The organism is Enterococcus sp. 2G9_DIV0600 (assembly GCF_002140615.1).
GTDB classification, from domain to species: domain Bacteria; phylum Bacillota; class Bacilli; order Lactobacillales; family Enterococcaceae; genus Enterococcus_D; species Enterococcus_D innesii.
Map to the genome: position 1 here is coordinate 254,984 of NZ_NGLL01000002.1, position 21,177 is coordinate 276,160.

The following is a 21,177-nucleotide window of genomic DNA, read 5'->3' on the forward strand; positions in this document are numbered from 1 at the left end:
TTCAGTGAGAGGATTTTTGGCGACAGTTTTGGCGACAATTCAAATCATTTTGTGTCTCCGAACGTCACTTGAGTTTTAGCCAAATGCAGTAAAATCAACGTTTCAAGCGATATAAAGTGCCACTTCTTTATTCCCACTCCACAGTAGCAGGTGGTTTGCTCGTAATATCATACACGATCCGATTGACGTGTGCGACTTCGTTGACGATGCGGACGCTGATTTTTTGTAGGACTTCCCATGGGATGCGGGCAAAGTCAGCAGTCATGCCATCGATTGAAGTGACTGCACGGATGCCGACGGTATAATCGTAGGTCCGGCCATCACCCATGACACCGACGGAGCGGATGCCTGGTAAGACGGTGAAATACTGCCAAATGTCGCGGTCTAAGCCGGCATTTGCGATTTCTTCCCGCAAGATTGCGTCCGAGTCGCGGACGATCGTTAGTTTTTCTTCTGTTAATTCGCCAAGGACACGAATGCCTAGACCTGGTCCAGGAAATGGTTGGCGCCATACGATGCTGTCTGGCATACCAAGCTGGGTCCCTAATTCACGGACTTCGTCTTTGAACAAGGTGTTCAATGGTTCGATCAATTTGAATTGCATGTCTTCAGGTAAACCACCTACATTGTGGTGAGATTTGATGGTTTGAGCAGTCTCGGTTCCTGATTCGATGACGTCGGTATAAAGGGTTCCTTGGGCAAGGAAAGAAACGCCTTCTTCGCCAGCTAGTTTCGTTGCTTCATCATCGAAGACATACACGAATTCATTTCCGATAATCTTGCGTTTTTCTTCAGGATCAGATACCCCAGCAAGTTTTGATAGGAAACGTTCTTTGGCATCAACTTTGATGATGTTCAAGCCGAATTTGCCACCTAAGCTTTCCATTACTTGCTCGGCTTCGCCTTTACGCAAGAGACCGTGGTCAACAAAAATACAAGTCAGTTGATCGCCAATCGCTTTTTGTAAAAGAACACCAACGACAGAAGAATCGACCCCGCCGGAAAGACCAAGCAAGACTTTTTTGTCGCCCACTTGTTCGCGGATTTTTGCGATTTCCATATCGATGAAGTTGTCCATTGTCCAATCACCTGTACATTGACAAACGTCAATGGCAAAGTGACGCAATAAGTCGTTGCCGTATTCTGAATGGCGAACTTCTGCGTGGAATTGGATACCGTACATTTTGCGTTCGGCATCTTGGATAGAAGCAATCGGGCAATCTTTGCTCGTCGCCACAACGTCGAAGCCTGCAGGTGCTTGAGTGACCAAATCCCCGTGGCTCATCCACACGGTTTGGGTTGCGGGCGTGTTTTGGAAAAGGGCCGCTGCATCAGAAGTGACTTCCAATTCTGCTTTGCCGTATTCACGGTTTTTGGCTGGTTCAACTGTTCCGCCTAATTTATAAGTAATCAACTGCATGCCGTAACAGATCCCTAAAACTGGGATGCCTAAATCAAAAATTTTCTCGTCGATGCCGAAAGAGTTCTCGTCGTAGACGCTGTTTGGTCCGCCAGATAAGATGATCCCTTTTGGATTCATCGCTTTTACTTCTTCAGCGGTAATGCGGTGGCTCAATAATTCTGAGAAAACACCGAACTCACGAATACGGCGTGTAATCAGCTGGTTATACTGACTACCGTAATCAAGTACGATAATTTTTTCGACGTTTGGCAAAGTGTCAACGTTTGTCACAATAAATTACCTCAATTCTTTTAGTTTTTATTGAAAAAAGGCTGGGCCTTTTCAACAGCATAATTATAAAAATGAAGCGGTCAATACTTGCGCAAGAACACTTCATCGATCAAATGGTGCTTTGTTTTATGAAGAATTATATCGGCTCTGCTGCGTGTAGGCAAGATATACTCGTGTAAATTCTTTAAATTCACATTTTTCCATACTTCTTTTGCCATTTTAATCGCTTCCTTGCGATCCCCAATCGCATATTGGTAATAATAATTGCTGGGATCTTGAAAGGCAGTGTCTAGTAATGATTCAAATCGTTCCAAATACCATTTTTCGATCAGTGCTGGTTGGGCATCCACGAAAATTGAAAAATCAAAAAAGTCACTGATATAGATTTGTTGGTTGGCAGGCAGCTGCAGGGTATTGATGCCTTCCACGATCAAGATATCTGGTTGACTGATCGTTTCATACGTATCAGAAATAATATTGTAGACTTCATGGGAGTAGACGGGGATCTGAATGTCTGGTTCTCCTGATTTGACCGCATTCAAAAAGTTGATCAAGGCTTCCATGTCATAACTTTCTGGAAATCCTTTGCGATTCAAGCTGCCACGTTCTTCCAAGACTTCGTTCGGGTACAAAAAGCCGTCAGTGGTGATTAGTTGGACAGTTCTACGGGGAAACAAACGGGCCAACAAATTTTGGACGAGTCGTGCGGTGGTGCTTTTGCCGACGGCGACACTTCCGGCGATGCCGATGATAAAAGGCGGCATTTTGACGTAGCGGTGTAAAAAGAGTCCCTTGCTGAGGGTCAATGATTCAAACTCTTTCATATAAAGATGGATCAGATGGCACAAAGGCACGTAAACATCTTCCACATCTTGGACCGAGATCCGGTCGTTCAAACTTTTGATATTATCCAATTCTTCTTGAGTGAAAGGCATCATGCCGTTCGTATAAAACCCTTGCCATTGCTCACGAGGAATTTGATAAAAATTCATGGTTTCTTGCATAGTAGGCTCCTTTTTTGCGGCATCATCGGTTTCTCTTAGAAGCGATAGGCCACTGTTCGAAAGTATTTTACCATAGAAACCTGCGGAACTTGGAAAAAAGACATGATTTCCTTTGCAGAAACAACAAAAAACTGTTTTTTCGTTGTTTTTTTTGCTGGGCGTTTACTTCTGGCTGTTTTTCGGTATGATTAGAAAGAAACAGCAGGCAAATCTTGCACGGCTTTTTTACTGGTGTTTTCACTACGTTCACTCGTTCTAGTAGAAGAAACAAGGAAAAACCAGTAGAAGCCAGTAGAAAAAACAGGCGAAGAGGAAATAGAAGAAAGGAGCATAAACATGAGTAATCATTACTATACAGAAAATCCTGATACGGCCCATGATTTTGAACAGTGGTCGTTTGAATTAAGAGGAAAGAAGTTTCATTTTGTGACAGATAGCGGGGTGTTTTCCCGTGACACGGTGGACTACGGCTCGCGGGTGCTGATCGATGCGTTTGAGTGGGCGGAGCTGCCAGAAGGAAGCCTGCTAGACGTTGGGTGTGGCTATGGTCCTGTTGGTTTAGCGTTGGCTTATGCAAGTCAGCGGCCTGTCGAGATGATCGATATCAATCAGCGGGCAGTGGATTTGGCAAAAGGCAATGCCCAGCGTAACGGCATTGAACAGGTAGATATCCATCAATCCAATATCTATGCCCAATTAAATCAACCTGCTTATGCGGCGATCCTCAGCAATCCACCGATTCGGGCAGGAAAAGAAGTCGTCCATGAGATTTTGACAGGGGCGTTTCCGCTGCTAAAAGCAGGGGGGACCTTAACGATCGTAATCCAAAAGAAACAAGGGGCGCCGAGTGCTCAAAAGAAAATGCAAGAGACCTTTGGCAATGCCGAAATCATCAAAAAAGACAAAGGCTATTACATCATTCAAAGCGTAAAAGAAGCGTAGCTGCTCTTTGATTCTCAACAGATCAAAGGCATCGCCAAGGCAAATGCTGGTTAGCAGCAACTGGGCAGTTGGTTTCTCAAAAAGCCTATTGCCAGCAGCCTTTCAAACGATCACAGCTCCGTTAAAACAGCTGGCTGTATCATCGGGCTATTTTTGATCAACGAAAAAGAAAGTCGCACACTTGTTGAAAGTGTGCTATTTTTTTTGAGAAAAATTTGCTACACTTTAGGCAAGAGAGGAGAGAAGCAGATGAAATTGACGATTAAACAGATTGCTGAAATGGCTGGCGTCTCTGTCACGACCGTGTCGCAGATCCTAAACAATAAAGGCAGCCGTTTTAGTGAAGAAACCCGAAAGCGGGTCTTAGATATCGTAAATAAATATCACTATAAGCCGGATTTTTTTGCTTCGAATCTTATCAACCGCCATTCAAAAACGATCGGAATGATCGTGCCTGATGTGACGGATTTCTTTTTCTCTAAAGTCATTGAAGGGGCGGAAAGTTATTTCAATCCACTAGGTTACATGCTAGTGTTATGCAATTCGCGCCACAGCCAAGAAAAAGAAGTTCAATATTTGAATGAACTGTCTCATCGTTCGGTAGATGGCATCTTATTAGCGACGCCGCATTTGCTGCCAGAGGAATATTCCTTGAAGAGCGGGTTCTTTGATGACCGACCAATTATTTTAGTCGATCGTGGGATCAATCAGCGGGACAATGGTCGTTTGATCGTGAAAGAATACGAAGGCGCCTACCAAGCCGTCAGCTATTTGATCAAAAATGGTCACCGCAATATTGCGATGCTCAAAGAAATCACCGGCTACTATCAATTAGAGGAACGGTTCAATGGCTATCGCCATGCCTTAAAGGATCATCAGATCCCTTTTAAAGGCCGATATGTAGAAAATGCTGAATTAACGGTTACCGGCGGGTACGAAGCAACGAAAGAATTATTGAAGTACAAAGAGATCACAGCGTTTTTCTGCGGCAACGACGCCATGGCGATCGGCTGTTATCAAGCGATTTATGAGGCTGGTAAAAAAGTACCAGAAGACTACTCGGTGATCGGCTTTGATGCCTTGAAATTATCGGAATACATCACACCACCGCTTACCACGGTCATGCAGCCGACCTTTGAGATCGGTTTTACCGCAGCGAAGTTTTTAGTGGACGCCATTGAGTTTCCGACACGGCGAATTCCAAATAAGATTTTTGATACAAAATTAATTATTCGTGAGAGCGTGAAGACATTGACAAGCGAGAAATAATGCGGTATATTTCTTCTTGTAAGTGTTTTCATAGTTTCGCGATATTTAGTAAACTGTTTTACTAAAGTGGTTTACCCTACGAAAAATTATTGTATAATGTTAAAGGAAGCGAGGGTCATTTCGATGCGAATGGTGGATTTAATTGAAAAGAAACGTGACGGCAAGTCATTGACGAAGGAAGAAATTGACTACATTGTAACTGCGTATACTGAAGGAAGTATTCCAGATTATCAAATGAGTGCCTTGTTGATGGCTATTTTTTATGTAGATATGACAGATGAAGAGATCACGAACTTAACGCTAGCAATGGCAAATTCTGGTGAAGTGATCGATCTATCCTCAATTGAAGGAATCAAAGTCGATAAGCATTCGACTGGCGGTGTTGGTGATACGACCACATTGATCTTAGCGCCATTAGTAGCTAGTGTTGGTGTACCGGTTGCGAAAATGTCTGGCCGCGGCTTAGGCTATACCGGTGGGACGTTAGACAAGCTTGAAGCGATCCCTGGATTTAAAATCGAGCTTTCTGAAGCTGACTTTATCCGATTAGTCAATGAAAGCAAAGTGGCCGTGATCGGTCAATCAGGAGATTTAGCTCCTGCAGACAAAAAACTGTATGCCTTACGAGATGTGACGGCAACGGTTAGTTCGATCCCATTGATTGCCAGCTCGATCATGAGTAAAAAAATCGCGGCAGGTGCCGATGCGATCGTGTTAGATGTAACCACAGGCGATGGCGCCTTTATGAAAAACTTGGAGGATGCCAAACGCTTAGCCCAAACGATGGTCCGCATCGGAAAATTGGCAAATCGCCAAACGATGGCAGTCATTTCTGATATGTCACAGCCTCTAGGGGAAGCGATCGGCAACAGTTTGGAAGTGGTGGAAGCTATTGAGACACTGCAAGGAAAAGGACCGAAAGACTTGGAAGAAATGTGCTATGCACTGGGCAGCCAAATGGTGGTTTTAGCGAAAAAAGCTGATTCATTGGAAGAAGCACGCCAACTGTTGGAAGAAGCCTTGCATTCAGGCAAAGCGTTAGAAAAATTCAGACAGATGATCACAGATCAAGGTGGAGACGCTTCAGTGATCGATGACCCGAGCAAGATTTTGACAGCGAAATATGAAGTGGAAGTCCCAGCGAAAACTAGTGGCGTGGTGACGAAATTAGTTGCCAATGAGCTAGGGATCGCGGCGATGATGTTAGGAGCGGGTCGTAAGACCAAAGACGAAGACATCGACCATGCAGTGGGTATTAAATTGCATAAGAAAGTTGGCGAATCCGTAACTGAAGGAGAATCGCTGTTGACGATCTATAGCAATACCGAAGCAATCGAGGATGTCAAAGCATTGATCGACCAAAATATTGAAATTGGGGAAGATGGCGCAGAACCGCCATTGATCCATGACATTATTACAGAATAAGGAGCGAATAAAAATGGAATTGAATCGCATGATCGATCACACGATTTTGAAAGCAGACGCAACGGAGGAAGATGTTTTACGAATCATCGAAGAGGCAAAAACCTATCACTTCTATTCTGTCTGCATCAATCCAACGTGGGTTTCATTGGCAGCAGAAAAATTACAAGGCGAACCAACGGCTGTTTGTACCGTGATCGGCTTTCCTTTAGGGGCAAACACATCTGAGGTCAAAGCTTATGAAACAACAGATGCGATCAAAAATGGCGCAGATGAAGTCGATATGGTGATCAACGTAGGTGCCTTGAAGTCAAAACAATACAAAAAAGTTCAAGCAGACATCGAAGCAGTCGTTGAAGCGGCCAAAGACAAAGCGCTTGTCAAAGTAATCATTGAAACAGCGTTATTAGACAACGAAGAAATCGTCAAAGCCTGTGAATTAGCCAAAGCAGCCGGTGCAGATTTCGTGAAAACCTCAACTGGCTTTTCAACTGGTGGGGCAGTCGTTGAAGATGTTCGCTTGATGCGTGAAACAGTAGGACCAGAAATGGGTGTCAAAGCTTCCGGTGGTATCCACAACGAAGCAGAAGCGGCAGCTATGGTCGAAGCGGGCGCAAACCGCTTAGGAACAAGCGCGAGTGTTGCCATCGTGACTGGCTCAACAGGTGCTGGCTACTAAGCCTAGCATTAAGTTAAAGTAGCAAAAATTAAATACAAGAGCGGGGAAGACAATGACAATAGCGAAAAAAGAGTGGATCGACACCGCCGTTTCCGCCTTAGATAAAGCATATGTGCCGTACTCTAAGTTTCCGGTCGGTGCTTGTCTCGTTTCCAAAAATGGTACGATATATCAAGGGATCAACATTGAAAATGCCTCATATGGCTTAACAAATTGCGCAGAACGAACGGCTTTTTTCAAAGCCGTTTCTGAAGGCGAAAAAGAGTTTCAACATTTGGTTGTGGCGGGTCATACGCCAGAACCGATCTCTCCTTGCGGTGCTTGCCGCCAGGTCATGGTGGAATTTTGTGCGCCAGATATGCCGGTGACCTTAGTCGGCGATGATGGTGTCATCAAAGAAACCACGGTAGAAGGCCTATTGCCTTATTACTTCACGAACAAAGATTTATAAACCATGTTCATTCAGTCGATGCGGCTGTTGAAAAAAACTATATTTTTAGGGGGCTTTACAGCAATGAAAAAAGCAAAATTATTTAGTTTCGGTATTGTTGCAGTAGCTGGGTTGACTTTACTTGGTGCTTGTGGCGGAGGAAATTCAGGCTCAACTGATTCAACAGGCGGCGGTTCTGCAGACGGTACGACTGATGCAGCGCATAGTGTCGCAATCGTTACCGATATCGGTGGGGTGGATGACCGCTCATTCAACCAGTCAGCGTGGGAAGGCTTAGAAGCATGGGGTGAAGAACACGGGATCGCTCGCGGTGCTGGTGGTTATGACTACGTGCAATCAAATGAAGCATCAGAATACACAACAAACGTAAATGGTGCCGTTCAAAATGGTTTCAAAACGATTTTCGGTGTGGGTTACTTATTGAAAGATTCAATCGCAGCAGCAGCTGACCAAAACCCTGATACACAATTCGGGATCATCGATGATGTGATCGAAGGCAAAGACAACGTTGTTTCAGCAACATTTAAAGATAATGAAGCAGCTTACTTAGCTGGTGTTGCAGCAGCGTATACAACCAAAACAAACAAAGTCGGCTTCATCGGTGGTGAAGAAGGCGTCGTTATCGACCGTTTCGAAGCTGGTTTCACGAAGGGTGTTCAAGACGCAGCTGAAAAATTAGGTAAAGAAATTACAATTGATTCTCAATATGCAGCATCATTTGGTGATCCTGCCAAAGGGAAAGCATTGGCAGCTTCAATGTATCAAGGCGGCGCTGACGTAATCTTCCACGCATCTGGTGGTACTGGTGCAGGTGTCTTCCAAGAAGCAAAAGCAATCAATGAACAATTGAACGAAGCAGACCTAGAAGACAAAAAAGTTTGGGTCATCGGTGTGGATAGCGATCAACAAGACGAAGGAAAATTCACAACTGCTGACGGCAAAGAAGATAACTTCACATTGGCTTCAACATTGAAAGGTGTTGGCGCAGCGGTACAAGATATCTCAACTCGTGCGTTAGAAGACAACTTCCCTGGCGGCGAACACATTGTTTACGGCTTGAAAGATGGCGGTGTAGACATTACTGAAGGGTTCCTTTCAGATGATGCCAAAGCAGCGATCGAAACAGCGAAACAAGACGTGATCGACGGCAAAGTAGAAGTACCAGAAACACCTGAAAAATAAAGTTGTTTTTTCGGTTATCTTGCCCTAGTTTAGGGCAAGATGATCGTTGTTGGATTACTATGTTGATGAAAGCTACGGGTTTTCATGAGGATAGTAATCATCCTAAGCAATAGCAATTATTTTTTTGACATGACGAATGGTTTGTATAAGCGAATTAGAAAGTAAGGATGTGAGTAATTTGGCTGAGGAAAAATATGTTGTAGAAATGCGTCATATCACCAAAGAGTTTGGAACGTTCAAAGCCAATGACGATGTCAACTTGCAAGTAAGGCCAGGAGAAATCCACGCATTGCTTGGTGAAAATGGAGCGGGTAAGTCGACCTTGATGAATATGCTGTCAGGATTATTGGAACCAACATCTGGTGAAATCTGGATGAATGGTGAAAAAGTGAATATCACGAGTCCGACCGCAGCAAACAAATTGGGGATCGGGATGGTGCATCAGCATTTCATGCTGGTAGACGCCTTTACTGTAACAGAAAATATCATTTTGGGGAGCGAACCCCATCATCTCGGTGTGTTAGATCGCAAGAAAGCCCGCAAAGAAATCAAAAAAGTTTCTGAACAATATGGTTTATCGGTTGATCCAGATGCTTATGTGCGTGACATCTCTGTCGGGATGGAACAACGGGTAGAGATCTTGAAGACTCTTTACCGCGGCGCAGATGTACTGATTTTTGATGAACCAACGGCAGTTTTGACACCGCAAGAAATCGAAGAGCTGATCGAGATCATGCGCGGATTGGTGCGTGAAGGCAAATCGATCATCTTGATCACCCACAAACTGGATGAGATCAAAGCGGTGGCAGACCGTTGTACAGTTATCCGTCGGGGACAAGGGATCGGCACTGTCAATGTCAAAGACGTCAGCTCGCAACAGTTGGCCGATATGATGGTTGGTCGTTCTGTGTCCTTCAAGACACCGAAGAAAGAAGCGTCACCAAAAGAAGTCGTGCTTTCTGTTGAAAACTTAGTCGTAAAAGAAAACCGTGGCTTAGAAGCAGTCAAAAACTTAAGCTTAGAAGTACGTGCAGGTGAAGTATTGGGGATTGCTGGGATCGATGGCAATGGGCAATCAGAGCTGTTACAAGCCATCACTGGTTTACGGAAAGTCGAAAGCGGCAAGGTCTTGCTGAATGGTGATGACATCACTAACTTCAAGCCTCGGAAAGTCACCGAAGCCGGCGTTGGTCATGTGCCAGAAGACCGCCATAAATACGGACTTGTCTTGGATATGATGTTATCAGAAAACATCGCCTTGCAAACCTACTACAAAAAACCTTTGAGTAATGCAGGTGTCTTGGATTACGGAGAGATCAACGAGTTTGCTCGTGACTTGATTCAAGAATTTGACGTACGAACAGTCAACGAGATCGTACCAGCACGGGCATTGTCCGGCGGGAATCAACAAAAAGCGATCATCGCACGAGAAATCAGCCGCGATCCTGATCTATTGATCGTTGCCAATCCGACCCGTGGGTTGGATGTTGGAGCGATCGAATTTATCCACAAACGCTTGATTGAACAGCGGGATAAATTCAAAGCGGTGTTGTTAGTCAGCTTTGAATTAGATGAAATTTTGAATGTATCAGACCGCATTGCTGTTATTCATGCTGGTGAGATCGTTGGGGTCGTTGATCCGAAAGAAACATCAGAGAAAGAGCTTGGCTTGTTGATGGCAGGGTACTCCTTGGAGGAAGCAAGACGAGAGCTGCAAATGGAGGAAGTAGGTGGTTCGGTTGAATAACCGCAAAGAAAAGATCCGCAATATATTAGTGCCGATCATCGCTGTCTTGTTGGGATTCGTCCTTGGCGGGATCATCATGGCGGCCTTCGGCTACAGCCCAATCACAGGGTATACACAAATGTTTCGGACCGTTTTTATCAACGGACAAACAGGTGGGTTAAATGCCCGCAACATTGGTGAGATTTTTGTTACAGCAGGACCATTGATCTTTACCGCTCTGGGGTTTGCCGTTGCAAACTCAGCCGGATTCTTCAATATCGGTCTTTCTGGTCAAGCGTTAGCAGGTTGGGTTGCCAGTATCTGGGTCGCACTAGCGATGCCAGATGCGCCTCGGTTGGTGGTCTTGCCATTAGCTGTGATCGTAGGGGCTTTATGCGGGGCGATCGCAGCTGCGATTCCTGGTTTCCTACGGGCATTCTTTGGAACAAGTGAAGTCATCGTGACGATCATGATGAACTATATCTTGCTTTATACGGGGAACCATTTAGTCAATAATGTGATGAGCGAATCCATGATCACGACAAAAGGGGTCACAAAAATGGTGGGGGAAAATGCCTCCATGCAGACGCCGTTTCTAGCAAGCATCACGAGCAACTCTCGCTTGAACTTAGGGATCTTCTTAGCCTTGATCTTCTTAGTTTTGGTTTGGTTCTTGATGAAAAAAACCACTCTTGGTTATGAGATTCGCGCGGTGGGCTTGAACCCATGCGCTTCTGAATATGCGGGGATGAGCAGCAAACGGACGATCATTATCTCAATGATCATCTCTGGAACGCTTGCTGGATTAGGTGGAGTCGTTCAAGGACTAGGAACGTTTGAAAACTTCTTCGTTCAAGGGTCATCATTAAGCATCGGGTTTGACGGTATGGCTGTATCCTTGTTAGGAAGCGGCTCATCGATCGGAATCTTGCTTTCAGCCCTCTTGTTCAGTATTTTGAAATTAGGTGGACAAGGCATGCAGTTTGCAGGTATTCCATCTGAATTAGTTGATGTTAATATCGCAATTATTATTTTCTTCGTAGCGATCAGTTTTGTGATTCGTTTCTTGTTGGCAAAAATCTTTGACGGCAAAAAAGAAGCGCTGGTCGTACAGGAGATTGAAGCCCAACCAAACGATCAAGATCAGGAAGGAGGAACCATCTAATGGATATTAGTTTAATTTCTTCGATCGTCACTCAAACATTGATTTATGCGTCTCCTCTGATTTTGACGGCGCTAGGTGGCGTGTTCTCAGAGCGCAGTGGGATCGTTAACGTGGGTCTTGAAGGAATCATGGTTATGGGTGCTTTTAGCTCGATTGTTTTCAATATTGAATTTGCGTCACAATTCGGTGCGTGGACACCGTGGTTAGGGATGCTCGTCGGCGGACTTGTCGGTGTGGTTTTCTCCTTGCTGCATGCGGTGGCAACCATCAACTTCCGTGCAGACCATATCATCAGTGGTACGGTGATGAACTTGATGGCACCAGCTTTGGCCGTGTTCTTAGTCAAAGCGATCTACAACAAAGGGCAAACGGATAACATCCAACGGACATTGGGGTATTTCAATTTTCCGATCCTTAAAGATATTCCTATCATTGGCCCGATTTTCTTTAATCAAACGTTCTTACCGGCGTACTTCGCCATTTTGATCTCAGTGATCGCGTGGTTCGTGATTTTCAAAACACGCTTTGGGTTGCGTCTTCGTTCTGTCGGTGAGCATCCTCAAGCAGCGGATACCTTAGGGATCAATGTTTACGTGATGCGTTACTCAGGCGTCTTGATCTCTGGATTCCTTGGTGGGATGGGCGGTGCCTTGTTTGCTCAATCGATCGCGGGTCGCTTTGCCGTGACAACGATCGCCGGTCAAGGATTTATCTCGATGGCTGCGATGATCTTTGGTAAATGGAATCCACTTGGTGCGATGGGAGCAGCGATTTTCTTCGGTTTCGCGCAAAACATCAGTATCGTAGGTGGCCAGCTGCCAATCATCTCTTCGATTCCAGCGGTTTACTTACAAGCTGCGCCTTATGCCTTGACGATCATCGTGCTTGTCCTTTTCCTTGGAAAAGCTGCTGGTCCGAAAGCTAACGGGAAGAACTACATTAAATCTAAATAATTTTTTCAGTATGAAAGGGTGGGGCTATGGGACATGAATGTGTTGCTGTGTCCTGCCCTTTTTCTATCCTCTGGGTGAAAGGAACGCATCAGGAAATTTCCGAAGCAACCCAGCGCAATTTTTGCTTAAGTTTAGTATGATAGAGGTAGTAGATCCGCTTGTAAAAGCATAAAATAAAGAAAGTAGGGAATAGAATGTTTAAACGTGTACACTTGATCGTGATGGATTCAGTCGGAATTGGTGAAGCACCTGATGCGGCAGCTTTTGGTGATGTCGGTTCAGATACATTAGGCCATATTGCAAAAGAAGCAGGCTTAACGATCCCTCACTTGGAACAATTAGGCCTAGGGACGATCCGTCCTTTAGAAGGCGTGAAGGCGGTAGCTGACCATGATGGGTATGCAACCAAATTGGAAGAAGTTTCCGTTGGGAAAGATACGATGACAGGGCACTGGGAGATCATGGGCTTGAATATTCAAAAACCTTTCCGCGTATTTCCCGATGGGTTTCCCGATGAATTGTTGCAACAGATCGAAGCGTTCTCTGGACGTAAAATCGTCTGCAATGCGCCGTACTCAGGGACAGCAGTCATTGATGACTTCGGCGAACATCAAATGAAGACCGGCGATCTGATCGTTTACACTTCGGCTGACCCAGTGTTGCAGATTGCCGCACATGAGGAAATCATTCCATTAGAAGAATTGTATCGTATTTGTCAGTACGTTCGGGATATCACGAAAGATGAGCCGTATATGATCGGCCGCATCATCGCGCGTCCGTATGTCGGTGAGCCTGGAAACTTTACTCGTACGAGCAATCGTCATGACTACGCACTCGATCCATTTGGCCATACAGTGTTAGATTCATTGAAAGAAGCTGGAAAAGACGTGATCGCCGTTGGGAAGATCAATGATATCTTCAACGGGCAAGGAATCACTGATTCTGTACGGACGAAGAGCAATATGGACGGTGTGGATCAATTACTGAAGGTGATGAAACAAGACTTTACGGGTCTAAGCTTTACGAACTTGGTCGACTTCGATGCGCTTTATGGTCACCGTCGCGATGTCGTAGGGTATGCCCACGCCATTGAAGATTTTGATTTGCGTATTCCAGAACTCTTAGAAGCAATGGGAGATGAGGATCTGTTATTGATCACAGCTGACCACGGCAATGACCCAACCTTTACGGGAACGGATCACACGAGAGAATATGTGCCATTACTAGCCTACAGCAAGAAATTCCAAGGCCAAGGTAAATTGCCACAAGGCTATTATGCAGATATTTCCGCAACGATCGCTGAAAACTTTGGTGTTTCAGCTACAGAAAACGGAACTAGCTTTTTAAAACATTTAAACTAGAGGTGATGAAATGACAACGTTACATGAGAAATTACAAGAAACAACGGCATTTATCCAAGAAAGCGGCGTCGGTGAAGTGGAATTTGGCTTGATTTTAGGTTCTGGCTTAGGTGAATTAGCCGATGAGATCGAAAATCCAATCGTGTTGCCTTACAACGATATCCCGCATTTTCCTGTTTCGACAGTGGTCGGTCATGCAGGACAATTGGTCTATGGAACACTAGCTGGGAAAAAAGTCTTAGCGATGCAAGGACGATTCCATTATTATGAAGGCCATTCGATGCAGACGGTCACTTACCCCGTCCGTGTGATGGCGGCATTGAAAGCTCATTCTTTAGTCGTGACCAATGCCTGTGGCGGCGTAAACGAAAGCTTCCAGCCGGGAGACTTGATGTTGATCACCGATCAAATCAACTTTATGGGGGACAACCCACTGATTGGTGAAAACGAAGAAGAAATGGGTCCGCGTTTCCCAGATATGAGCCAAGCCTACCATCTGCCTTACCGGGAAGCGGCACAAAAAGTTGGTGCATCAAAAGGATTGCACTTAAAAGAAGGCGTCTATATGGGCTTCTCAGGTCCTACGTATGAAACGCCAGCAGAGATTCGCTTTGCTCGGACGATCGGTGCCGATGCTGTCGGTATGTCGACTGTCCCAGAAGTGATCGTTGCGGTTCACAGTGGCTTGAAAGTCTTAGGTGTTTCTTGCATCACAAACTTGGCTGCTGGTATGCAAGCGAGCTTGAATCATGAAGAAGTCGTGGAAACGACGGAACGGGTCAAGGCAGAATTTAAAGCGTTGATCAAAGAAACGTTAGCAGTACTATAAAAAGCAGACCAAAGGAGAAAAACGAATGAGCGTTCATATCGAAGCAAAAGCAGGCGAGATCGCAGACAAAATCTTGTTACCAGGTGATCCACTGCGGGCAAAATATATTGCTGAAACATTTTTAGAAGACCCGATCTGTTACAACAATGTTCGGGGGATGTTGGGCTATACAGGCGTTTATAAGGGCGAGCGGGTCTCTGTCCAAGGAACTGGCATGGGCATGCCTTCAGCGAGCATCTATGCCCATGAATTGATCAACTCTTACGGCGTGAAGAAATTGATTCGGGTCGGTACGTGTGGTGCCATCTCAAAAGATGTCCACGTACGTGATCTTGTGATTGCCCAAGCGGCAGCAACAAGTTCATCGATGGTGGCAAAAAACTTCCAAAGTTTCCATTTCCCACCAATCGCTGACTTTGCACTGCTGCGTAAAGCCTATGATACAGCGATTGAATCAGGATTTACCACCCACGTCGGCAACATCTTATCTGAAGATACCTTCTACAAAGATGACATAACGGAAACCTTACAGTTGGCAGACCTTGGAGTGATGGGTGTTGAGATGGAAGCCGCAGCCTTATACTATTTAGGGGCGAAATTCCACGTTCAAACCTTAGCGATCTGTACCGTCAGCGACCACATCATCACTGGAGAAGAAACAACGCCAGAAGAAAGACAAACGACATTTAACGACATGATCAAAGTTGGCTTAGAAACAGCGATCGCGTAAAAACGATACCGCAGGATCGGTGCATGAACGATGCGAAGGCTGCTTGCTTTTGATAGAGCAAGCAGCCAAATCGTATTGGTTTGCATGCAACCGAGAATGTGTTATCTTTTTTTGTTGGCAAAAAGCCACGAAGAAGCGTTGCACTTTTGCCAGAAAATGGTTTAATGAAAAGAAAAGGTGTAAAAAGGAGACGAGACAATGAATAATTTTACATTTCATGTAACGACGGACATTCGTTTTGGGAAAGACCGTCTGAACGAGCTGCCAGAAGTACTGAATACATTTGGAAAAAACGTCTTGCTAGTCTATGGTGGCGGCAGTATCAAGACAAACGGTTTGTACGATGCAGTCATGGCGCAATTGACTGCCAACGGCAATCAAGTCACTGAATTGACTGGTGTCGATCCAAATCCACGAATCGAAACCGTTCGTCAAGGAGCCGCTCTTTGTCGTTCAGAAAAGATCGACGTCATTTTAGCTGTTGGCGGCGGTTCTGTAATTGATTGCAGCAAAGTGATCGCTGGGGCAGCTTGTAGTGAGCAAGAGCCTTGGGACTTAGTACTTTCCAGAAGCTATCAAGGACCAGCGATTCCATTAGTGACGATCCTGACCCTTGCGGCTACCGGTAGTGAAATGAATCGTGGCGCGGTGATCTCTAATCTAGAAACGAAACAAAAACTTGGCGTTCACGGACCCGAATTTTTACCGAAAGTATCCTTTTTAGATCCAACAACGACCTTTAGTGTCAGTCGCTATCAAACGGCTGCCGGTTCAGCGGATATCATGAGCCATCTGATTGAAAATTATTTCAGTAAAACAGAAGGAACAGATGTCCAAGACGGTGTAGCAGAAGGATTGCTAAAAGCAGTCATTAAAAATCTGCCCATCGCATTAAAGGACCCCACAGACTATGATGCACGGGCGAATTTGATGTGGGCGAGCACCTTAGCCTTAAATGGTTTGACTGGAAGCGGCAAGGGTGGTGCTTGGTCTTGTCATGCGATGGAGCATGAGTTGAGTGCGTTTTATGACATTACCCATGGCATCGGCTTAGCGATTCTGACCCCACGCTGGATGCTTCATGTATTGAATGAAGAAACGGCGCCGAAATTTGCGCGGTTTGCCAGAGAAGTCTTTGGTGTCCAAGAAGCAGTGCCAGAATTAGCTGCCCGAATGGGGATTCAAAAACTGTATGACTTTTTTGCTTCTTGCGATATTCCGATGACTTTGCCAGAAGTAGGGATCGCCGATGACACCCATTTTGCTGAAATGGCGGCTCAAGCAGTTCAATTCAGCTCTATTGCAACAAATGCGTATGTACCGCTGCAAGAAGAAGACGTGATTGCAATCTACCAAGATTCATTAACTCCTTCAACCTATCTCTAATCATAAAACAGACCGTTCCTGCGACTTGGTTGTCGCGGAGCGGTCTGTTTATTTACCCTTCAGAAGAAAAAGCCAAACGGGCCATTAGCTGATTCGCAATCAAGGCGTGTCCAGCAGGAGTGGGGTGCACCCCGTCATCGCCTGTCAGTGCCTGTGGGGAGCTAGCAACGGCAGCTTCGGCAAACAAGCCATCCAGCGACAGCAGCTGACAATGAAAGGCGGCAGCTAAGCGACGAACGATTTGGATTTTCGGATCAAGATCGATCCGCCAAGTTTGGCGATCCTCAGGATATGGCAAAACAAAAGGTTCCAGCAAGAAAATACGCGTGATCCCCTGTTGGGTCACTTGTTCCAGAATTTTACGGTAGGTTGCCTCAAAGGACGTTGCGGCCTCTTCTGAACCAAAATCGGGACCACCGACATTGTGCCACGTGTCGTTGATCCCAATCATAAAGATCAAGACGTCAGGTGCTAATTGAAGGCAATCTTCTTGGAGACGGGCTAAGACGTCGGCAGCTTTGTTGCCGCCGATCCCCCGATTATAAAAGGTAAATCCTGCAGTGGGGAATGTTTCTGCCAGCTGATCGGCAACGAGACGGGCAAACCCATGTCCTAAATCGTGGGGATCTTGGCGATCACGATCGCAATCTGTGATGCTGTCACCTAAAAATAAAACGGTATCATTTTTGACTAGTTTCATAATAAGCTCCTTTCGAGTACACCCTCAATTATAAAAGAGGGGGGAGGAAATGCCAATAAAAAAACTGCCCTTTTTTAAAAAAGGGCAGCGATAAGCGAGGCTTATAAGTAGTATTTTTTCGCAACAGTCAAATCATCGTTCAATTCATAAACAAGTGGTTGACCAGTTGGGATCTCAAGATCCATGATATCTTCGTCTGAAATACCTTCGATATGTTTTGCTAATGCACGTAGAGAGTTTCCGTGAGCCGCAACTAAGACAGTTTTGTCGTCTTTTAATGCTGGGGCGATTTCATCTTGCCAGAAAGGCAATGCACGTTCTAAAGTAACTTTTAAGTTTTCTCCACCAGGTACGTCGCGAGGGTCAAGCATTGCATAACGACGGTCGTTTGCAGCAGAACCTTCATCTGAAGCTTCCATCAATGGAGGTAAAACATCGTAAGAACGACGCCAGATGTGTACTTGTTCGTCACCGTATTTTTCAGCAGTTTCTTTTTTATTTAAACCTTGTAATTTACCGTAATGACGTTCGTTTAAGCGCCATGATTTGATCGTTGGTACCCAAAGTTGATCAGAATATTCTAAAATGTAATTACAAGTTTTGATGGCACGAGTTAAAACAGATGTGTAAGCAACGTCAAATTCGATGCCTGCTTCTTTGATTTTACGTCCGCCTTCGATTGCTTCTTCGACACCTTCTGGCGCTAGATCAACATCAGCCCAACCGGTAAACTGGTTTAATTTGTTCCATTCGCTTAGTCCATGACGAGAAAATACTAATTTTGGCATGTAAAACTCTCCTTTAGATATTCGATATTTTTCTGAAATTTTCAATTCCGTATTTATTGTACACTCTTTCTCAAAGAATTTCCATGGTTTTGGAGGAAAAGCTAGGGAAAACGCCATTCTTAAGGAAAAACAAATGAGGATCTTTAAAAAACGGACCGCTTTTGTTTTATGCTGTTCTAGGAGAGTCGACAACTATGAACGTAACTTGCGCCATTCTTCTTCGGATAATTTTATGTATTTGTAGCAGGTACCTACAGAAACACCGCATTTCTCAGAAATATATTGAATCGTTTCTTTTTTCTCGTAGTACAAATGACGGATTTTCTTGATCGTCTTCGGATCGATCTTCGGACGACCGCCAATTTTGCCTTTTTTGCGGGCTTTGTTTAAGCCGACTAGCGTGCGCTCTTTGATGAGTGAGCGTTCCATGTTCGCAAGTCCTTCCATCAAATTGAAGTAAACCTGCCCCATCGGACCGCGGGTATCGATTTGTTCTGCAAGTGAAACCAGATGAAGTTCTCGCTGTTTTAATAGATCAGTGAGATCGGTCAGTTGTCTGGTCGTTTTCCCTAAACGATGTAGTTCCGTAACGACTAAGGTGTCACCGGGGTGCATTTGTGCTACCACTGACTCCAATGAATGATTTTCTTCACTTTCTTCCACGCTATACGTTTCGTGGAAATATTTATTACAACCGAATTCCTCAAGTTTGTTTATTTGTTCACTTGTTGAGTTATCGGTAATCGTTGAACGAGCATAGCCTATGATTTTCATAAACCCTCCTACCTTTCCCTTTTTATTGAATGTATCATAATTATTTCTTAAATGATAGGGTAATTTGCACAAAAAATAATAAAATTTAAGCGAATTGAAGAAAAGTAACGAAAAAAAGAGAAGCGCTATCGCTCCTCTTTTTTGGTTTCCATTATCTAACGTGCTTAGTACTCGGTCCTTCAGGTAATCCGACAATGATCGTATGAACCATATCCAAAAACAAACCATGTTCAACCACGCCCACTGTAGCGTCTAATTCCTGTGCCAACTCAGTAGGAGCGGTGATCGTTTCCAGATGAAGATCAATGATGTAATTGCTGCAATCGGTTTTTAACGGTTCGCCTTCTTCATTCAGACGTAGTTTTGGATGGTAGTTTTTCTTCTCGAACAGACGCAGCAGCTGTTGGCTGCCATAAGGGATCACTTCCACTGGCAACGGGAAGGCACCAAGTGTTTCGACCATTTTCGATTCATCAACGATCCACAAGACTTTTTCGGAGTTAGACGCCACGATTTTTTCAAATAAAAGGGCTGCACCGCCGCCTTTGATGCCATGATAATCCTTGCTGATCTCATCTGCACCGTCGATCGTTAGATCCACAGCATCCACTTCATCGATGGTGCGAATCGGGATACCTAATCCTTCTGCTTGTTTTTTCGATGCCCAAGAAGTTGGGACACCAGTGATCGATAGACCTTCTTCTTTTACCCGTCGACCCAGTTCTTCAATCATGTAGTAGGCTGTTGAGCCAGTACCCAAGCCAACCACCATGCCATCTTTTACATAACTAGCCGCTTCAATGCCGACCATTTCTTTTAGGTTCATTTTCTTCCCGCCTTTTTTTAATAGATGCTTTGTCTCTATTATATAGGAAGAAGCGTAAAATTTGCGGATTTTTTGTAACAGATTTCTTTTGAAAAAAGCTTAGGAGGATACTTGACAGGTAAGAATAAGCATGATATTCTATCAAAGGTGCTTTATCTACAGGTCTCTCGTTGGAGACGTGCTGACTGTCTATCAAAGCATAGTTGATATGAATGCAGAGAGTGCATTATTTTTTATCGCAAAAAAAGAACCACCTGGATGTGTGGGACTATAAAGCGAATCAAGGAAGGAGGACAACTAGGGATGCCTACAATTAATCAATTAGTACGTAAACCTCGTAAATCCAAGGTTGAAAAATCAAATTCACCAGCATTGAACAAAGGATATAACAGTTTCAAGAAAGCTCAAACGAATGTTAACTCACCTCAAAAGCGTGGGGTAGCTACTCGTGTGGGAACTATGACACCGAAAAAACCGAACTCAGCTCTACGTAAATATGCGCGTGTTCGTTTGTCAAACTTGATTGAAGTGACAGCTTATATTCCAGGTATCGGACACAACTTACAAGAACACAGCGTGGTCTTGTTACGTGGTGGACGTGTAAAAGACTTACCAGGGGTACGTTACCATATCGTTCGTGGTGCATTGGATACTGCCGGTGTTAACGATCGTAAACAATCTCGTTCTAAATATGGTACAAAACGTCCTAAAGCTTAATCTTTAAGACAAACAGATCAAATGAATCTTATTTAAATCAGAACTGATATCTCGGAAGGAGGAGTTACGGATGCCTCGTAAAGGTCCTGTTGCAAAACGTGATGTTTTACCAGATCCTATTTATAACTCAAAATTAGTAACTCGTTTGATCAACCGTGTAATGGTTGATGGTAAACGCGGTGTTGCTGCAAATATTATCTACAATGCTTTTGGCATTATCAAAGAATCTACAGGAAATGATCCATTGGAAGTTTTCGAACAAGCAATGAAAAACATTATGCCTGTCTTGGAAGTTAAAGCTCGCCGTGTCGGTGGTTCTAACTACCAAGTACCAGTAGAAGTACGTCCTGAACGTCGTACAACTCTAGGTCTTCGTTGGGTGGTAAACTACGCTCGTTTGCGTGGCGAACACACAATGGAAGAACGTCTTGCAAAAGAAATCATGGATGCAGCAAACAACACTGGTGCTTCTGTGAAAAAACGCGAAGACACACACAAAATGGCGGAAGCCAACCGCGCATTTGCTCACTATCGTTGGTAAGATCCTCACTGCTTTTTATTGGAAGGTACTGAGACAACC

The 21,177-nt window shown here is 44.6% G+C and carries 21 protein-coding genes; 15 read left to right on the forward strand and 6 right to left on the reverse strand.

Annotated features, from left to right (window positions below; all coding sequences use genetic code 11):
- Positions 1-127: 127 nt before the first annotated feature.
- Both guaA and coaA read right to left on the reverse strand, forming a co-directional pair.
- On the reverse strand, positions 128-1,693 hold the full coding sequence (gene guaA / locus A5870_RS14725; protein ID WP_074934454.1) for a glutamine-hydrolyzing GMP synthase: 1,566 nt from the start codon (positions 1,691-1,693) through the stop codon (positions 128-130).
- Between the two features lie 80 nt (positions 1,694-1,773).
- Complete coding sequence (coaA, locus tag A5870_RS14730) at positions 1,774-2,697, reverse strand: type I pantothenate kinase (RefSeq protein WP_086293728.1); 924 nt, start codon at positions 2,695-2,697, stop codon at positions 1,774-1,776.
- Between the two features lie 336 nt (positions 2,698-3,033).
- Here coaA and A5870_RS14740 point away from each other — a divergent pair, with 336 nt between their 5' ends.
- The 13 genes from A5870_RS14740 to A5870_RS14800 all read left to right on the forward strand — a co-directional run bounded on the left by A5870_RS14740 (position 3,034) and on the right by A5870_RS14800 (position 16,792).
- Positions 3,034-3,639, forward strand: coding sequence for a class I SAM-dependent methyltransferase (locus A5870_RS14740; protein WP_086293730.1), 606 nt, complete (start codon positions 3,034-3,036; stop codon positions 3,637-3,639).
- Positions 3,640-3,888: 249 nt separating this feature from the next.
- A complete protein-coding gene (locus tag A5870_RS14745; RefSeq protein WP_086293732.1) occupies positions 3,889-4,908 on the forward strand; it encodes a LacI family DNA-binding transcriptional regulator in 1,020 nt (339 codons plus the stop codon).
- 123 nt (positions 4,909-5,031) lie between these two features.
- Complete coding sequence (locus A5870_RS14750; RefSeq protein WP_034878152.1) at positions 5,032-6,333, forward strand: pyrimidine-nucleoside phosphorylase; 1,302 nt, start codon at positions 5,032-5,034, stop codon at positions 6,331-6,333.
- A gap of 13 nt (positions 6,334-6,346) precedes the next feature.
- Positions 6,347-7,009: a deoxyribose-phosphate aldolase gene (gene deoC / locus A5870_RS14755; protein WP_005226835.1), complete on the forward strand. Its 663-nt coding sequence runs from the start codon at positions 6,347-6,349 to the stop codon at positions 7,007-7,009.
- A gap of 52 nt (positions 7,010-7,061) precedes the next feature.
- A complete protein-coding gene (locus A5870_RS14760) occupies positions 7,062-7,460 on the forward strand; it encodes a cytidine deaminase (protein WP_081118824.1) in 399 nt (132 codons plus the stop codon).
- Between the two features lie 63 nt (positions 7,461-7,523).
- Entirely contained in the window at positions 7,524-8,642 is a 1,119-nt protein-coding gene (locus A5870_RS14765) for a BMP family lipoprotein (protein ID WP_086293734.1), read from the forward strand.
- 136 nt (positions 8,643-8,778) lie between these two features.
- Complete coding sequence (locus A5870_RS14770; protein ID WP_005232559.1) at positions 8,779-10,389, forward strand: ABC transporter ATP-binding protein; 1,611 nt, start codon at positions 8,779-8,781, stop codon at positions 10,387-10,389.
- The gene (locus A5870_RS14775) at positions 10,382-11,533 is read left to right on the forward strand and encodes an ABC transporter permease (RefSeq protein WP_242596025.1); all 1,152 of its coding nucleotides are present in this window, start codon (positions 10,382-10,384) and stop codon (positions 11,531-11,533) included. Before A5870_RS14770 ends, A5870_RS14775 begins: the two co-directional genes overlap by 8 nt.
- Positions 11,533-12,486, forward strand: a complete 954-nt coding sequence (locus A5870_RS14780; RefSeq protein WP_005232556.1) for an ABC transporter permease — start codon at positions 11,533-11,535, stop codon at positions 12,484-12,486. The genes A5870_RS14775 and A5870_RS14780 overlap by 1 nt, the downstream gene beginning before the upstream one ends.
- 194 nt (positions 12,487-12,680) lie before the next feature.
- Positions 12,681-13,847, forward strand: coding sequence for a phosphopentomutase (gene deoB / locus A5870_RS14785; RefSeq protein WP_005232555.1), 1,167 nt, complete (start codon positions 12,681-12,683; stop codon positions 13,845-13,847).
- A gap of 10 nt (positions 13,848-13,857) precedes the next feature.
- Positions 13,858-14,676: a purine-nucleoside phosphorylase gene (locus A5870_RS14790; protein WP_005226849.1), complete on the forward strand. Its 819-nt coding sequence runs from the start codon at positions 13,858-13,860 to the stop codon at positions 14,674-14,676.
- Between the two features lie 25 nt (positions 14,677-14,701).
- Positions 14,702-15,406, forward strand: coding sequence for a purine-nucleoside phosphorylase (gene deoD / locus A5870_RS14795; RefSeq protein ID WP_086293738.1), 705 nt, complete (start codon positions 14,702-14,704; stop codon positions 15,404-15,406).
- Positions 15,407-15,604: 198 nt separating this feature from the next.
- Positions 15,605-16,792, forward strand: a complete 1,188-nt coding sequence (locus tag A5870_RS14800) for an iron-containing alcohol dehydrogenase (RefSeq protein WP_086293740.1) — start codon at positions 15,605-15,607, stop codon at positions 16,790-16,792.
- Positions 16,793-16,844: 52 nt separating this feature from the next.
- On the opposite strand, the gene A5870_RS14805 is transcribed toward A5870_RS14800, so the two are convergent.
- The 4 genes from A5870_RS14805 to rpiA all read right to left on the reverse strand — a co-directional run bounded on the left by A5870_RS14805 (position 16,845) and on the right by rpiA (position 19,880).
- Positions 16,845-17,492 (reverse strand): SGNH/GDSL hydrolase family protein, encoded by a 648-nt coding sequence (locus A5870_RS14805; RefSeq protein ID WP_086293742.1) that lies wholly within the window; start codon positions 17,490-17,492, stop codon positions 16,845-16,847.
- A 101-nt stretch (positions 17,493-17,593) separates the two neighbouring features.
- Positions 17,594-18,280, reverse strand: coding sequence for a 2,3-diphosphoglycerate-dependent phosphoglycerate mutase (gpmA, locus tag A5870_RS14810; RefSeq protein ID WP_005226871.1), 687 nt, complete (start codon positions 18,278-18,280; stop codon positions 17,594-17,596).
- 192 nt (positions 18,281-18,472) lie between these two features.
- A complete protein-coding gene (locus A5870_RS14815) occupies positions 18,473-19,054 on the reverse strand; it encodes a recombinase family protein (protein WP_086293744.1) in 582 nt (193 codons plus the stop codon).
- A 151-nt stretch (positions 19,055-19,205) separates the two neighbouring features.
- On the reverse strand, positions 19,206-19,880 hold the full coding sequence (rpiA, locus tag A5870_RS14820; RefSeq protein ID WP_086293745.1) for a ribose-5-phosphate isomerase RpiA: 675 nt from the start codon (positions 19,878-19,880) through the stop codon (positions 19,206-19,208).
- Positions 19,881-20,183: 303 nt separating this feature from the next.
- On the opposite strand from rpiA, the gene rpsL reads away from it, so the two are divergent.
- Both rpsL and rpsG read left to right on the forward strand, forming a co-directional pair.
- The gene (gene rpsL, locus A5870_RS14825) at positions 20,184-20,597 is read left to right on the forward strand and encodes a 30S ribosomal protein S12 (RefSeq protein WP_003127956.1); all 414 of its coding nucleotides are present in this window, start codon (positions 20,184-20,186) and stop codon (positions 20,595-20,597) included.
- A 70-nt stretch (positions 20,598-20,667) separates the two neighbouring features.
- Positions 20,668-21,138 (forward strand): 30S ribosomal protein S7, encoded by a 471-nt coding sequence (gene rpsG / locus A5870_RS14830; RefSeq protein WP_003127957.1) that lies wholly within the window; start codon positions 20,668-20,670, stop codon positions 21,136-21,138.
- Positions 21,139-21,177 lie beyond the last annotated feature (39 nt).